The following is a 14,749-nucleotide window of genomic DNA, read 5'->3' as shown; positions in this document are numbered from 1 at the left end:
TCAGTTCCTCACGCGCGCTGCGCGTAGTTCGTCTCGACCCACTTCCGATACTCACCGGAAGCCACTTCGTCAGCCCACGCCTGATTGTCCAGATACCACTGAACCGTCTTCTCGAGCCCCGTTTCGAACGTCTCCGCAGGCTTCCAGCCGAGCTCGCGCTCGAGCTTGCGCGCGTCGATAGCATAGCGGCGGTCATGGCCCGGACGATCCTTCACATACGTTATCTGATCGCGATACGAACCGCTCGCCTTAGGCTTCAACTTGTCGAGCAAATCGCACAGCGTATGCACGACTTCGAGGTTCTTTTTCTCGTTCCAGCCGCCGACGTTATACGTCTCGCCAAGCGCACCGCGCGCCAGCACTTCGCGAATAGCCGAGCAATGGTCGCCCACGTAGAGCCAGTCGCGCACGTTCTGACCATCGCCATAAACGGGCAGCGGCTTGCCGCCGAGCGCATTCGCGATCATCAGCGGGATCAGCTTTTCCGGGAACTGGTACGGGCCGTAGTTGTTCGAGCAGTTGGTCGTGACAACCGGCAAGCCGTATGTGTGATGATATGCGCGCACCAGATGATCCGAACCGGCCTTCGTAGCCGAGTACGGGCTGTTCGGTGCGTACGGCGTGGTCTCGGAGAACTGCGGATCAGTTGCAGACAGCGAGCCGAACACTTCGTCGGTCGAAACATGCAGGAAGCGGAAGGCTTGCTTCTCGGCTTCAGGCAGCGCGCTCCAGTACTGGCGCGTGGCTTCGAGCAGAACGAAAGTACCGACCACATTGGTCTGAACAAAATCTGCCGGGCCGTGGATGGAGCGGTCTACGTGACTCTCGGCGGCGAAGTGCAAAATGGCGCGGGGCTTGTGCTTCGCGAGCAGTTCGTCCATGGCCGCGCGGTCGCAAATGTCGGCACGCGCAAACACATGACGGGCGTCGCCCTTGAGCGACTGAAGCGTTCCGAGGTTCCCCGCATACGTCAGCTTATCGACGTTCAAAACGGGTTCGTCAGAGCCATTGAGCCAATCCAACACAAAGTTGGCGCCGATAAAACCAGCACCGCCCGTCACGAGAATCATAGAAGCCCTCTTCACCGCTCACAGCTTTGCTCGACTGAAAGCGCGCTCGAATTATGGAAAAAATTGCGCATTTCGCGCGATGTGCGCCTTCCAGCGAAAACATTGACCGATTGTCACCGATCTCGATTCGCCGGATGCCCCACTTTGGTAAGCCGTCAATTATAAGGCCACCAAGTGCAAAAACTACACGGCTAACAACTTGATACAGCTAGCGATTATCGATTACAAGCCTATCCCGCCGCGTCGTCACGCGCTTAGTAGAAGGTTCGCGGAATGCTTAATGAAGCGGCAGCCAAGTCGTTATCGCGTGTTTCATAATGCTCGCTATCCGACGCCGCGCGTCCACCGTCTCACTTTTTTCCATCGATGACCGACGTCACCAACGCCACCGTAATTCACGCTAGCTCCGCCCCGCTCGTCTTCGGCGACCTGCAAGGTTGCTGCGATCCCTACCATCGACTGCTGAAAAAAGCCGCGCCCGATGCCGATACGCCTCTCTGGTTCGCAGGCGACCTCATCAATCGCGGACCGAAGTCGCTGGAAACGCTGCGCGAAATCATCGCGCTCGGTTCGCGCGCCACCGTCGTGCTCGGCAATCACGATCTGAATCTGCTGTCGGTCGCGGCCGGCCTGCGCAAGCCGAAGAAAGGCGACACGCTCGACGACATCCTCAACGCACCCGACGTGGCTGACCTGATCGAATGGGTACGCCACAAGCCCGTCGCGCACTTCGAGGACGGTGCGCTCATGGTTCACGCCGGCGTGCTGCCGCAATGGGACGCGACGATGACGCTCGAACTCGCGCACGAACTCGAAAAAGCGTTGCGCGCGCCCGACTGGAAAGCGACGCTCGCCACGCTGTATGGCAACGAGCCGCATCGATGGGATGAGTCGCTCACCGGCGCCGACCGCCTGCGCGTGACTTATAACGCACTGACACGCATCCGTTTCTGCACCGCCGACGGCGCGATGGAATTCGCCAACAATGGCGGCCCGGATGCCGCGCCGCCCGGCTATCTGCCGTGGTTCGACGTGCCCGGCCGCAAGACGCAGGACGTGACGGTGGTGTTCGGACACTGGGCCGCGCTCGGTCTGATGGTCCGCAACGACGTGCTGTGTCTCGATTCAGGCTGCGTCTGGGGCAACAAGCTCTCAGCGGTGCGGCTGACCAAAGACCCGGCTCAGCGCGTGATCACGCAGGTGAGTTGCGCGATGAAGCCGAAACAGCGTTGAGCGATTCGGCGAGCGGCATGGGATCAGCCGCCGTTGCCGCGCCGCTACGCATGGTGTCGAGCGCGGTGAGAATCGCGGCTTGGGCTTCGCTCGCAAGCAGACGGCGGTCAGCGCCCGGCGCGAGCGGATTGCACACATAGAGATGCGCCGTGAGCGGCGTCGCGTTCAGAAGCGCGTCGAGGGAGTCGCTCAGCGTCATGTCGCCGATATACGCCGGCGCGAGCGACTGCTTGCCGTGCGCATCCTCGTACATGATGCACACCGGCTGCACCGGACACGATGCCGATACCGCCGCCTGGAACATGTTCGCGTGGAACGGCAGGAGCGCCTGACCATCGCTGGTGGTGCCTTCGGGGAACACGCACATCATCTCGCCCGCGAGCAGGCGGTTCGAGAGTTCATGCATGATGCGCTTTGCGTCGCTACGCTTCTCGCGCTGTACGAACACCGTGCCCAACTGATGCGCAAGCCATCCAACAACCGGCCAGTTGCGAATCTCCGCCTTCGAGACGAACGGCGTCGGCCGCCATGCATTGATGACATAAATGTCCATCCACGAAACGTGATTGCCGACCACCAGCACGCCGCGATCGAGCCGCGCTTCGTCGTTGTGCACGACGAGTTTCATGCCGGACAGACGCAGCATCTCAAGCGACCACGCGCGGTACATCGCGCTCCGCTCATCCACCGATGCGCGCGGAAAACGCCGCGCGACGACCCACATGCCATACAGCAGATGGACCAGAAGCCGCAGCTTGCGTAATGCCTGGTTCATGCGCGACTCGTGTGCTTAACGGCTTTCGTAAGCCAGATGACCGCCGACGATCGTCGCGCGCACACGCGCCGGCAACTCGTAGCCGAGGAACGGCGAGTTGTGGCCCTGGCTCTTGAGCTTCTTCGGATCGACGCGCCACTCGGCGGCGGCATCGAACACGCACAGGTCGGCGAGTGCGCCCACGGTAATGCGTCCGGCCGGCAGCTTCAGCACGTCGGCGGGCGCGGACGTGATGCGCGCCAGCGCCTTCGCGAGCGGCAAGTTGGCTTCGTGCGCCCACTTCACCGTCAGCGAGAGCAGCAGTTCGAGGCCGGTCGCGCCCGGCGTGGCTTCGGCGAAAGGCAGGAGCTTTTCGTCGTCGTCGAGCGGCGTGTGATCGGAACAGATCGCGTCGACGGTGCCGTCCGCGAGACCCGCGCGTATTGCTTCGCGGTCGCGTTGCTGACGCAGCGGCGGATCGAGGCGGAACTGGGAATCGAAGTAGCCGATATCCACGTCCGTCAGATGCACATGGTTGATCGTGACATCGCACGAGACCGCGATGCCTTCGGCCTTCGCCGCGCGCACGAGCGCGACGCCCGCCGCCGACGACAGATGCGACAGATGCACGCGCGCGCCCGTCACGCGCATGAGTTCGAAGATGGTATGCAGCGCGATGGTCTCCGCCGACACCGGCACGCCCGACAGCCCGAGCCGCGACGCCACCGCGCCGCTTGCCGCCACGCCGCCCTTCGCCATGAACGCGTCTTGCGGACGCAGCCACACGGTATAGCCGTAAGTGGTCGCGTATTGCAACGCGCGCAGCATCGTGCGCGTATCGACGATAGGGTTATCCGCCTGCGAAAAGCCGATGCAACCCGCCTCGGTCAACTCGACCATCTCGGTAATCGCCTCGCCCTTCAAGCCGACAGTCAGCGCGCCCAGCGGATAGACATGCGCCTGATGCAGCTTCTGCGCGCGAAACTTGAGCATTTCGACGAGCCCGGGTTCGTCGAGCGTGGGATCGGTGTCGGGCGGGCAGACGAGGCTCGTCACGCCGCCCGCCATTGCCGCGGCCATTTCGGATTCGAGCGTTGCCTTGTGCTCGAAGCCCGGTTCGCGCAGACGCGCCGCGAGATCGACGAAACCCGGCGCGATATGCAACCCGTTGGCCGCGATGACCTTGGCCGCGTGAAAGTCGGCCGGCGCGTCGCCAATCGAAACGATGCGGCCCGCCGCGATGAACACGTCCTTGCGCGCTTCCGTGCCCGCAACCGGGTCGATGATCGTGCCGCCTTGAATCTGGATCTTCATGTCGCGTTCTTAGTCACTGTTGCCGGCCACGATGCCCATGACCGCCATGCGCACGGCGATGCCGAAGGTCACCTGATTGAGAATCACCGACTGCGGGCCGTCGGCCACTTGCGAGTCGATTTCCACGCCGCGATTCATCGGCCCCGGATGCATCACGATGGCATCGGGCGCGGCGAGCGCCAGACGCTCGGGCGTCAGTCCCCAGCTCTTGAAATACTCCTGCGCGGAAGGCAAGAGCGCGCCGCTCATGCGCTCGTTCTGCAGGCGCAGCATGATGATGACGTCGACGCCCTTCAAGCCTTCGTCGAGGTTGTGGTAGACGTGCACGCCCATCTGGTCGAGATTGCCGGGCAAAAGCGTGCGCGGCCCGATGGCCCGCACTTCCGGCACGCCGAGCGTGGTCAGCGCGTGAATGTCCGAACGCGCGACGCGCGAATGCAGAATGTCGCCGACGATCGCCACGCGCAGCTTGGTGAAGTCGCGCTTGTAGTGGCGAATGGTGTACATGTCGAGCAGGCCTTGCGTCGGATGCGCGTGACGGCCATCGCCCGCATTGATCACGTGCACGTGCGGCGCGCAATGCTCGGCGATCAGATACGGCGCGCCGCTCGACGCATGACGCACGACGAACATGTCGGCATGCATGGCGGAGAGATTGTTGATGGTGTCGAGCAGGGATTCGCCCTTGCTCGTCGACGACGCGTTGATGTTCAGGTTCAGCACGTCCGCCGACAAGCGCTTGGCCGCGATCTCGAAGGTCGTGCGGGTACGCGTCGAGTTCTCGAAGAAGAGGTTGAACACCGACTTGCCGCGCAAAAGCGGCACCTTCTTCACTTCGCGATCCGTGACGCTCACGAACTGCTCGGCGGTATCGAGAATATGCGTGACGACGGCGCGCGGCAGTCCTTCGATGGTCAGCAAGTGCTTCAGCTCGCCATTCTTCGTGAGCTGCGGATTGCCGCGTAGAAAGCCGTAGCGGAATTTGTCGGCGGCAGCGGGCGCGCCTGCATCGGCGGAACCCTGAGTGGCGGTGTTCATGATGATCCCGGTGTTGCCTTGAATGGGTTACTGAGCGCGCGATTCAGTGGTGAAGTCGAAGCCGCCGTCCGCGCGTCGCGCGAGCACGAGGCCTTCGTTCGCGGGTACGTCCACCGTGCCGCCGACGAAGCGCGCCGCAATGGGCAACTCGCGTCCGCCGCGATCGGCGAGCACGGCGAGATCGACCGAAGCGGGACGCCCGTAATCGTAGAGTTCGTTGATGGCCGCGCGCACCGTGCGTCCCGTGGACAGCACGTCGTCGATCAGCACGATACGGCGGCCGTCGACCGCGAACGGCAACGAAGTCGGGCTTGCCTGGCTATGCAGGCCCTTCTTCGCGTAGTCGTCGCGATGCAGCGCCACGTTCACCACGCCGAAGTGCGGCGCGTTGAACTCCTTGGCGAGACGCTCGGCAAGCCACACGCCGCCGCTATAGATGCCGACGAGCGCGACACCCTCTTCTTCGGCGAGCGCGTTTTCATACGCGGCATGAATCGATTCGACGAGCGCGCGATACAGCGCTTCGGCGTCAATGGAACTCATGATCGTCGGGAAGTCCGTCGAGGTATTGTTGAAGAATGACGCGGGCGGCTTCGGCGTCGATGTCGTCGAAACGGCCGCGCGCGTTCGGACGCACGCCGCGCGCACGAAGGTCGGCTTTGGCATCGACGGAACTGTAACGTTCGTCGACCCATTGCACGGGCACGTTGAAACGCCCGTTCACCTGATTGCCGAAGCGCTTGGCCTGCGCGCTCATTTCGTGCGGCGTGCCGTCCGGGTGCAGCGGCATGCCGACGACCACCGTTTGCGGCTTCCACTCGTCGAGCAGTTTGCCGACTTCATCGAAACGATAGTCGCGGTTGCGGTTTTCGAGCACGGCGAGCGCGCGTGCCTGCTTCGTCAATGTATTGCCAACGGCGACACCAATACGCTTCTCGCCGTAATCGAATGCCAGCAGCGTGGCTGCCCCGCTCATGCGTGCCCTGCTTCGCCGGAAAGCATGGAACGCGATACGCCGAGCAGCGAGAGCGCCGCTTCGAGGCGATCTTCGGCGGGCACGTCGAAGATGATGCGCGAGTCCGCTTCCACCGTGAGCCAGCCGTTCTTGGAGATTTCTTCTTCGAGCTGACCGGCGCCCCAGCCTGCGTGACCGAGCGTGAGCAAGAAGCGCTCTGGGCCCTTGCCGCTAGCGACTGCTTCGAGTACATCTTTCGAAGTGGTCATGGCGAGGCCGCCGGGTACACTCATGGACGAGCTATACGGTTCGCCGTCGCGTTCTTCGTGCAGCACGAAGCCGCGCTCAGTCTGAACGGGACCGCCGAAGTACACGGGCAAGTGAACGAGAGGTTCGATCTCGAGTTTGAGATCGATACGATTGAACAGCGACTGGAGGTCGATATCGGTCGGCCTGTTGATGACGAGACCCAGCGCACCGCGATCGGTGTGATCGCAAAGGTAGACCACGGTTCCTGAAAACGTCGGATCGGCCATGGACGGCATGGCGATCAGGAACTGATTCGTCAAATTGATGCGATCGGAAGTCTTGGACATAATTCAGGATTTTAACAAAGGCGCTGACAGATGGCCGACTTTGATGTGGGTCTGGTGTGGATTCGGCGGGACCTGCGCGCAGCCGACAATGCTGCACTCTATCACGCGCTTACAAGGTGCCGTCGGGTGCTGTGCGCGTTCGTTTTCGACCGCGACATCCTCTCGCCGCTTGCGCGAAACGACCGGCGCGTGCCGTTCATTCATGCGAGCGTGGTGGAACTGGATCGCACGTTGCGCGACGCTGGCGGGACGCTGATGGTTCGACATGGCGTGCCTTTGCATGAGATATCCGAGCTTGCGGTCGAATGCGGCGCGAACGCGGTGTTTGCAAATCGCGATTACGAACCGAGTGCGAAGGCGCGTGACGAGGCAGTGGCGCAGAAACTGGCGAGCAAGGACATCGCGTTTTTCACGTTCAAGGATCAGTCGATCTTCGATCATGACGATGTGCTCACAGGCAGCAGCAAACCCTATACCGTCTTCACGCCGTACAAGCGCAAGTGGCTCGCGACACTCACGCCGGACGCGCTCAAGCCGTACGCATCCGAAGATCATTTGAACGTGCTCGCGAAGCCGCCGGGTAACGTCAGGCACGCCATTCCCTCGCTTGACGCGCTCGGTTTCGGCGCGGAGCACGCGCCCGCCTTCCCCGCTGGCACGAGCGGCGCGTATGAGCTCTTCGATGACTTCATCGACCGCATGGCCGACTACGATCACGCCCGCGACTTCCCCGCGCTGAAGGGCCCGAGCTATCTCGGCGTTCATCTGCGACACGGCACGGTTTCGATTCGCGCACTCGCTCGCACCGCGCACGATGCGCAGCGTCACGGCAACAAGGGCGCGGAAACCTGGTTGTCGGAGCTTATCTGGCGAGACTTTTATTTCTCCGTGCTGCACCATTTTCCGCATGTCGGCGTGCCGGGCGATCATCGTGCATTCAAGCCGGAATACGACCGCATCCAGTGGGAGACGGACGACGCCGCCGACGCGAACTTCGCCGCATGGTGCGCGGGACAAACAGGTTATCCGCTCGTCGATGCCGCGATGCGGCAAATCAACCAGTCAGGCTATATGCACAACCGCCTGCGCATGGTCGTGGCGAGTTTTCTGACCAAGGACCTCGGCCTTGACTGGCGGCGCGGCGAAGCCTATTTCGAAGCGCTGCTGAACGATTTCGAACTGTCGTCGAATAACGGCGGATGGCAATGGGCATCATCGAGCGGCTGCGATGCCCAGCCGTATTTCCGCATCTTCAATCCGACGACGCAGTCGAAGAAATTCGACGCGGCGGGCAAGTTCATCCGCCACTACGTGCCGGAAATCGCGGGCTTGTCGGACCGGGACATTCACGCGCCGTGGCTCGCCAAGCCCGACGCACTCTCGAAGGCGGGGATTTCGCTTGGCGCGGACTATCCGCAGCCGGTAGTCGATCACGACGCCGCGCGCAAACGCACGCTCGCGCGATACGACGTGGTGCGCGGACCCGCGAAACGCGCCGACGATTCACGCAGCAGCAGCGCGGACGCTGCCGACGAACCGCACGCCGAAGCTAGCGATTGACCGCGGCGGGCCGCTCGATCATGGCGGTGAGCGCGGCAATCGACGCGCGGCCTTCCGACGGCGCAATGCCGGCCGCGGCCTGGTGCAGCATGGACCGCAGCATCTGAGCCGCGCGTTCGGGAACGGTGGCATCGAGTTCGCGCGCGACGCCATCCGCCGATTCATGCGCGCCCTGATGCGCGACGCGCCGCCATGCGAGACCGAGTGTATCGGCGAGCAACGCGACATGGCCCAAGCCGAGCGCGCAAGCCGCCGCGCCCAGCCGGTGCGACGCGTTCGCCGAGTGCAGCGCCGCGTCCGCGTCCACCGTGCCTGTTTCGCTTGCTTGCGAACCGCGCTCGACCAGTCCCTCGATGGAGGCTTCCGCGCTCTGGAGAAAGTCTTCGTAAGCCGTGGCGTTCACGCGCAGCGCACCCAGATCGCGCGATGAACCGTCGCGGGCGTTTTCCTCGATCGCCTGCGCCGCGCCCTGCTCCCACGCGGCCTCCGACGCGGGATTCGCCGCGACATGCCACGCCACCGTCAAACCGTAGTCCCGCAAGACGTCGACCCGTTCCGCGTCTTCCGGCATCGCGCCGTAGAGTGCGAAGTCGCGCCAGAGGAGCGCAAGCGTCGCGCGCACGAGCGAGCGCGGCGCATAGGTCGAAGCGTGCGCCTGATCCGCCAACACGAGATTGAAGCGCGCGTAAAGGCGCTTGGCGTCGGCGTTTGCGGCGAAATCGGCGTCGCCGCGACGCTCCGCGCGCTCGCGCAGCGCCCAAATAGTGTTGAGCGCGAGCCGCCAGAAGTCGTAAGGATCGGGGCCGCCGAGCTCGCCCAGGCACTCGTCGAGGCGCGCGAAGGCATCGGCGGATTCCTGCTCGGGCCCGCGCAAGAGCTTGAGCAGGGCCTGTTCGTAGTGCGCCCGAACGCGCGCAAGCCGCTCGGGCGCGATGCCGCGCAACGTCGCGGGCGCGATGGCGCGGCCCGCGAGCGCGAGGTCATCGTAGGAAACCGGCGCGACGCGCGTATGCATGGCGAGCAACGCATGCAGCCCGCGATAGTGATCGAACAACACGGTCGAGCACGACAACTCGCGCAGATTGTGGCGCTCCACCGCCGCGCCGAAGTCCGCGAGCGCAGCCGCGATGCGTGCACGCGTCGGCTCCGATTCCTCGCCGAGCGGCGCGACGAGCGCGAGCGCTTCCGCGAAACGCTGCGCAGGCAGCCAACCCGCCGAATGCAGCGCGGAGATCGCGCGCTTCAACGCGGGCGCGGTTTCGCCCTGCCGCTGGAACGCGTGATGGGCGTCGGTCAGCGCCATTTCGGCGAGCCGCACCGAGCCGCCGCGCGGATTGGGCAGAGCTTCGAACGTAACTGGAAGATCGGGACGAGATGTCATATCTGGCGCTCACAAACCGGTTCGCAGGCGCCGTGAGTCGAACATGGGCGCGCGCGGTGAAATAGCATCATCGATGAAAGCGTCGGTACTTGACCGCGCTCACGATTTTCTCGACCGACGGACCGCTTACTGCCTGCGCCCGTCTCGCCGAACCACGGACCAGCCTCAAGCGTATGCCTTCAGGCGCCGGTTCGCATTGGCATCGGCACGCGTCGTGGCGCCCATGCAGCTTGCAGCGGCCAAACATGCGACCGGCTCGCGCATCGATTTCGATGCACGACGCAACACCGGCAGCGCTGCCGGACAAAAACAGCAACGAAAGCAGCGAACGAAAGCAGCGAACAAAAAAGCGGTCCGCAAAAAACGCGCGCCGCATGACGCGAGTCATGCGGCGCGGTAGAGCGTGCGGATCAGATCTGGACCATCTCAAAATCTTCCTTGCGGGCTCCGCATTCGGGACAAGTCCAGTTGATTGGAACGTCCTCCCAGCGCGTACCCGGCGCGATGCCCTCTTCGGGCAATCCCGCCTCCTCGTCATAGATCCAGCCGCAGATCAGGCACATCCAGCTTCTATATTCCATACTTATGCCGCGTCGAAATGGTCGATTGAAATTAGGACATGATGGTACCGTGTTGGCGTGTCAATGCCTAGCGAGATGCCCGTTCACGCGTGGCCAAGCCTTTGACCGCCGTACTGGCTCTCTCAAGCGCCGCCGTACCGGAAAAAAGTGCGCAAAGACTGTAGCCTGACGGCGTTAGGCCGCATAATCGAAACATTGAACCATAGTCGAACCACGGTCGAACCATGACCGAGCTGGCCGCCGCCAGTGCACTTCGAGGCGCGGGCGTTCGCGGCCCTTCCGTTCCATTCGTGCAATCAAGAAAACAATGTCCGCTTTTACCATGACCGGCGACTCCCCACCGATCGTTCTCACCTTCGGCCTGACGGACCCCACAGGCGGTTCGGGGCTTCAAGCCGACGTGCTGACGCTCGCAAGCATGGGCTGCCACGGCGTGACGGTGCTGACGGGCTACGCGGTGCGCGACTCCGCGAGCTGCGACGAAGTTACCGGCATCGACCCCGACGTCGTCGCCACGCAGGCGCGCATGTTGCTGGAGGACATGCCGATCGCCGCGTTCAAGATCGGCGCGGCAACGCGCGCGGAAGTAGTTTCCGCTATCGCCGAAGTGGTGTCCGACTACGACGACGTACCGCTGATCCTCGCGCCGGACTTCACACTAGACGATGAACATGTTTTGTCCGCCGACGAGCTGCGTGAGTCGCTTGCCGACCTGCTCGTGCCGCAATCGACCATGTTGATCGCCGATCACGCCACGTTGTTGCAGCTCGCGCAACCCGACAGCGACGCCGAGGCGCCAACGCTGGATGCCGCGATCTCGCATATCCTGGCGCAAGGTTGCGAATATGTGCTCGCAATGGAAACCGGCACGCATCGGCATGTGAATACGCTGTACAGCGAAGAAGGCCAGGTGCGGCAAGATACGTGGGATCGCGGTGTGCATCGCATCATGGGGCTGACGGATACGCTCGGCGCCGCGGTCGCGGCCTTGCTTGCCAACGGACAGGAACCCGCCGAGGCCGCACGCGAGGCTCAAGAGTATGTGTTCCAGGCGGCGCGCGCCGCGTTCCGTCCGGGCATGGGCGCCTATTTGCCGGACCGGTTTTTCTGGGCGCGCTCGAACGATGCAGACGAAGAAGGCGAGACGTCGTCCCTCCCCGACGAGTCGGCGGGACTGCCTGGGGAAGTACGCCATTAGCCCAAAACACTGACCAATCGAGTCGCCGGGAGAACGCATGCCGTACCGACTGCCCCATCTGCACAAGCCCGGCCCGCAAGGCGCGATCCGTATCGGCTGCGCGGGTTGGGGTTTGTCGAGCGCCGTGTCGTCGAGCTTTCCGCATGAAGGCACGCATCTCGAACGCTACGCACACGTGCTGACTTGCGTCGAGATCAATTCGAGCTTCTACAAACCGCATCGCGAATCGACTTACGCGAACTGGGCGCAGAGCGTGCCCGAGTCGTTTCGCTTCTCGGTGAAATTGCCCAAGTCCATTACGCACGACGCGCGGCTCGTCGGCACCGAGGCGCTCCTTGACGAATTCTTGCAAAGCGCGGGGCAACTCGGCGACAAGCTCGGTTGCTGGCTCGTGCAACTGCCGCCCAGTCTGCCCTTCGATCAGGCCACGGCCGAAGCCTTCATCAAGGCGTTGCGTGAGCGCACTAAGTTGCCGATTGCAATCGAGGCGCGGCATCCGTCCTGGTTCACCACCTACACGGCCGCGCTCCTGAAGGCGCATCACATGGCTTATGTCGATGCGGACCCGATCCCCGACGAGTGCGAGATCAAGCATCGTGCGGACACTTCGCTCGTGTATGTGCGGCTGCATGGCTCGCCCGAGCTCTACAAGTCTTCCTACAACTACACCTATCTCGACGACCTCGCGCGCACGCTGCACACGCGCGCGAAGAAAACGCCCGAGGTCTGGTGCATCTTCGACAACACCGCCGAAGGCAATGCGCAACCCAACGCGCTGCATATGATCGAGCGTCTGCGCACCCACCATCGTTAAACCGATTCGTTCACGAGGAGCATTCCCGATGCATCGATCAGCAAGACGAATTGCACGCCTTTTTCAAGCCACGATGTTCGCCTCGCTGATTCACATCGCCCTGCCCGCAAACGCGCAGCAAAGCACGGCGCCGCCCGTCACACCGGCTGGCGACGGCACCTTCCTGCTGACCATCTTCCTCAAGCACGATCAAAGCAAACCGCTTCCGAAGATCAACGAGCAGTTGAAGGAGCAAGGCTTCTTCAAGACGTTTCCGCCGCCGGGAATCGAAGTGGTGTCATGGTACGTGATGATGGGCGTCGGGCAGGTCGTGACGCTACGCGTGCCGGCCGATCGCCTGCGCGAAGTGAATCGCGCAATCGAAACCACCGCGTGGGGCGGCTATACGACGGAGTTTTATCCGACCTACGACTACAAGGCCGCCGCGCAAAACTTGCGCGATCAGATGAACAAGTAACGGTCCGCGTTTGCCACGGACGAAAAAAAACCCGCATTGCTGCGGGTTTTTCTTTGCGGCGTGAGCTTCTTTCGGAACCCACGCCCTGAGGATGAAGCAAGTAACCGGTCGAAACCGAATTACATGTCCATGCCCATGCCGCCCATGCCGCCGGGCATGCCACCAGGCATGGCCGAGTCTTCCTTCGGCAGTTCCGCGACGGCTGCGTCGGTCGTCAGCAGCAGGCCTGCCACCGATGCCGCGTTTTGCAATGCCGTGCGCGTCACCTTGGTCGGGTCGACGACACCGGCTTCCACCAGGTCACCGTACTCGCCCGTTGCCGCGTTGTAGCCGTAGTTGCCCGTGCCCGCAGCAACAGCCGCCACCACGACGGAAGCTTCTTCGCCGCCGTTCGTGACGATCTGGCGCAGCGGCTCTTCCATCGCACGCAGAACGATGCGGATGCCCGCGTCCTGGTCCGAGTTCAGGCCCTTCACGCCTTCGACAGCCTTGCGAGCGCGGATCAGCGCGACGCCACCGCCGGCCACGATGCCTTCTTCCACAGCCGCACGAGTTGCGTGCAGTGCGTCTTCGACACGTGCCTTCTTTTCCTTCATTTCGACTTCGGTCGCAGCGCCGACCTTGATCACTGCCACGCCGCCAGCCAGCTTGGCCACGCGCTCTTGCAGCTTTTCACGGTCGTAGTCCGACGTTGCTTCCTCGATCTGCGTGCGCACTTGCTTCACGCGCGCTTCGATGCTTGCTGCTTCGCCAGCGCCGTCGATGATCGTCGTGTTTTCCTTGCCCACTTCGATGCGCTTTGCTTGACCCAGTTCAGCCAGCGTAGCCTTTTCGAGCGTCAGGCCGGTTTCTTCCGCGATCACTTGACCACCGGTCAGGATAGCGATGTCTTCCAGCATGGCCTTGCGACGGTCGCCAAAGCCCGGAGCCTTGACGGCAACGGTCTTCAGAATGCCGCGGATGTTGTTCACGACCAGCGTAGCCAGCGCTTCGCCTTCGACGTCTTCAGCGATGATCAGCAGCGGACGGCCAGCCTTCGCGACTTGTTCCAGTACCGGCAGCAGATCGCGGATGTTCGAAACCTTCTTGTCGTGCAGCAGCACGAACGGGTTTTCGAGCAGGGCGACTTGCTTGTCCGGGTTGTTGATGAAGTACGGCGACAGGTAGCCGCGGTCGAACTGCATGCCTTCCACGACGTCCAGCTCGTCTTCCAGCGACTTGCCGTCTTCAACCGTGATCACGCCTTCCTTACCGACCTTGTCCATTGCTTCAGCGATACGGTCGCCAATGGACGTGTCGCTGTTCGCCGAAATCGCGCCGACTTGAGCGATTTCCTTGTTCGTCGTGCAGGGCTTGCTGATCTTGCGCAGTTCTTCGATAGCTGCAGCCACTGCCTTGTCGATACCACGCTTCAGGTCCATCGGGTTCATGCCCGATGCAACGTACTTCATGCCTTCGCGAACGATGGATTGCGCCAGAACCGTAGCGGTCGTGGTGCCGTCACCGGCGTTGTCGCTGGTCCGGGAAGCCACTTCCTTGACCATTTGCGCGCCCATGTTCTGGAGCTTGTCCTTCAGTTCGATTTCCTTCGCGACCGAGACACCGTCCTTGGTGACCGTCGGGCCGCCGAAGCTGCGCTCGAGCACGACATTGCGGCCCTTCGGACCCAGCGTGACCTTGACCGCGTTGGCCAGAATGTTCACGCCTTCGACCATCTTGGCGCGTGCGGTATCGCCAAAAGTGACTTCTTTAGCTGCCATATTCAAACTCCTTGAGTCGATTCAGTTTGGAGGCTTCG

Annotated in this window: 16 protein-coding genes; 6 read left to right on the top strand and 10 right to left on the bottom strand. The window is 62.7% G+C overall.

What is annotated here, in order from left to right; translation table 11 throughout:
* Positions 1-8: 8 nt before the first annotated feature.
* On the bottom strand, positions 9-1,070 hold the full coding sequence (rfbB, locus tag P9292_RS29650) for a dTDP-glucose 4,6-dehydratase (RefSeq protein ID WP_250465467.1): 1,062 nt from the start codon (positions 1,068-1,070) through the stop codon (positions 9-11).
* Positions 1,071-1,436: 366 nt separating this feature from the next.
* Between rfbB and P9292_RS29645 the strand changes: the two genes are divergently transcribed.
* A complete protein-coding gene (locus tag P9292_RS29645) occupies positions 1,437-2,303 on the top strand; it encodes a symmetrical bis(5'-nucleosyl)-tetraphosphatase (protein WP_244826099.1) in 867 nt (288 codons plus the stop codon).
* Here the strand turns inward: P9292_RS29645 and P9292_RS29640 are convergent.
* From P9292_RS29640 to P9292_RS29615, 6 genes are read right to left on the bottom strand one after another with little or no spacing between them, the layout of a single operon-like run.
* Complete coding sequence (locus P9292_RS29640) at positions 2,263-3,078, bottom strand: lysophospholipid acyltransferase family protein (RefSeq protein WP_309962523.1); 816 nt, start codon at positions 3,076-3,078, stop codon at positions 2,263-2,265. The genes P9292_RS29645 and P9292_RS29640 overlap by 41 nt on opposite strands.
* A 15-nt stretch (positions 3,079-3,093) precedes the next feature.
* Entirely contained in the window at positions 3,094-4,371 is a 1,278-nt protein-coding gene (locus P9292_RS29635; protein WP_309844199.1) for a dihydroorotase, read from the bottom strand.
* 9 nt (positions 4,372-4,380) lie between these two features.
* Entirely contained in the window at positions 4,381-5,409 is a 1,029-nt protein-coding gene (locus tag P9292_RS29630) for an aspartate carbamoyltransferase catalytic subunit (protein WP_244826104.1), read from the bottom strand.
* Positions 5,410-5,436: 27 nt separating this feature from the next.
* Positions 5,437-5,952, bottom strand: a complete 516-nt coding sequence (gene pyrR / locus P9292_RS29625) for a bifunctional pyr operon transcriptional regulator/uracil phosphoribosyltransferase PyrR (RefSeq protein WP_244826106.1) — start codon at positions 5,950-5,952, stop codon at positions 5,437-5,439.
* Entirely contained in the window at positions 5,939-6,385 is a 447-nt protein-coding gene (gene ruvX, locus P9292_RS29620; RefSeq protein WP_250465470.1) for a Holliday junction resolvase RuvX, read from the bottom strand. The genes pyrR and ruvX overlap by 14 nt, the downstream gene beginning before the upstream one ends.
* Positions 6,382-6,960 carry a YqgE/AlgH family protein gene (locus tag P9292_RS29615; protein WP_244826109.1) on the bottom strand — a complete coding sequence of 193 codons (579 nt, stop codon included), beginning with the start codon at positions 6,958-6,960 and terminating at the stop codon, positions 6,382-6,384. The genes ruvX and P9292_RS29615 overlap by 4 nt, the downstream gene beginning before the upstream one ends.
* A gap of 30 nt (positions 6,961-6,990) precedes the next feature.
* Here P9292_RS29615 and P9292_RS29610 point away from each other — a divergent pair, with 30 nt between their 5' ends.
* The gene (locus P9292_RS29610) at positions 6,991-8,520 is read left to right on the top strand and encodes a deoxyribodipyrimidine photo-lyase (RefSeq protein ID WP_309962521.1); all 1,530 of its coding nucleotides are present in this window, start codon (positions 6,991-6,993) and stop codon (positions 8,518-8,520) included.
* On the opposite strand, the gene P9292_RS29605 is transcribed toward P9292_RS29610, so the two are convergent.
* Positions 8,510-9,901 carry a hypothetical protein gene (locus P9292_RS29605; protein ID WP_244826113.1) on the bottom strand — a complete coding sequence of 464 codons (1,392 nt, stop codon included), beginning with the start codon at positions 9,899-9,901 and terminating at the stop codon, positions 8,510-8,512. The genes P9292_RS29610 and P9292_RS29605 overlap by 11 nt on opposite strands.
* A 223-nt stretch (positions 9,902-10,124) precedes the next feature.
* On the opposite strand from P9292_RS29605, the gene P9292_RS29600 reads away from it, so the two are divergent.
* On the top strand, positions 10,125-10,301 hold the full coding sequence (locus P9292_RS29600) for a hypothetical protein (RefSeq protein ID WP_309844205.1): 177 nt from the start codon (positions 10,125-10,127) through the stop codon (positions 10,299-10,301).
* Positions 10,302-10,311: 10 nt separating this feature from the next.
* Here P9292_RS29600 and P9292_RS29595 read toward each other — a convergent pair whose 3' ends face one another.
* Positions 10,312-10,482 (bottom strand): rubredoxin, encoded by a 171-nt coding sequence (locus tag P9292_RS29595; protein WP_025527884.1) that lies wholly within the window; start codon positions 10,480-10,482, stop codon positions 10,312-10,314.
* Positions 10,483-10,804: 322 nt separating this feature from the next.
* Here P9292_RS29595 and P9292_RS29590 point away from each other — a divergent pair, with 322 nt between their 5' ends.
* From P9292_RS29590 to P9292_RS29580, 3 genes are all read left to right on the top strand, one after another.
* On the top strand, positions 10,805-11,680 hold the full coding sequence (locus P9292_RS29590; protein ID WP_309964230.1) for a hydroxymethylpyrimidine/phosphomethylpyrimidine kinase: 876 nt from the start codon (positions 10,805-10,807) through the stop codon (positions 11,678-11,680).
* A gap of 37 nt (positions 11,681-11,717) precedes the next feature.
* Positions 11,718-12,494: a DUF72 domain-containing protein gene (locus tag P9292_RS29585; protein ID WP_250465475.1), complete on the top strand. Its 777-nt coding sequence runs from the start codon at positions 11,718-11,720 to the stop codon at positions 12,492-12,494.
* A gap of 73 nt (positions 12,495-12,567) precedes the next feature.
* Positions 12,568-12,951 (top strand): hypothetical protein, encoded by a 384-nt coding sequence (locus tag P9292_RS29580; protein WP_409015425.1) that lies wholly within the window; start codon positions 12,568-12,570, stop codon positions 12,949-12,951.
* A 119-nt stretch (positions 12,952-13,070) separates the two neighbouring features.
* On the opposite strand, the gene groL is transcribed toward P9292_RS29580, so the two are convergent.
* On the bottom strand, positions 13,071-14,711 hold the full coding sequence (groL, locus tag P9292_RS29575) for a chaperonin GroEL (RefSeq protein WP_244826118.1): 1,641 nt from the start codon (positions 14,709-14,711) through the stop codon (positions 13,071-13,073).
* Positions 14,712-14,749: the final 38 nt, after the last annotated feature.

Origin of the sequence: Caballeronia sp. LZ001 (genome assembly GCF_031450875.1) — a bacterium.
GTDB lineage: Bacteria > Pseudomonadota > Gammaproteobacteria > Burkholderiales > Burkholderiaceae > Caballeronia.
This window is presented reverse-complemented; position numbering and strand designations above follow the sequence as displayed.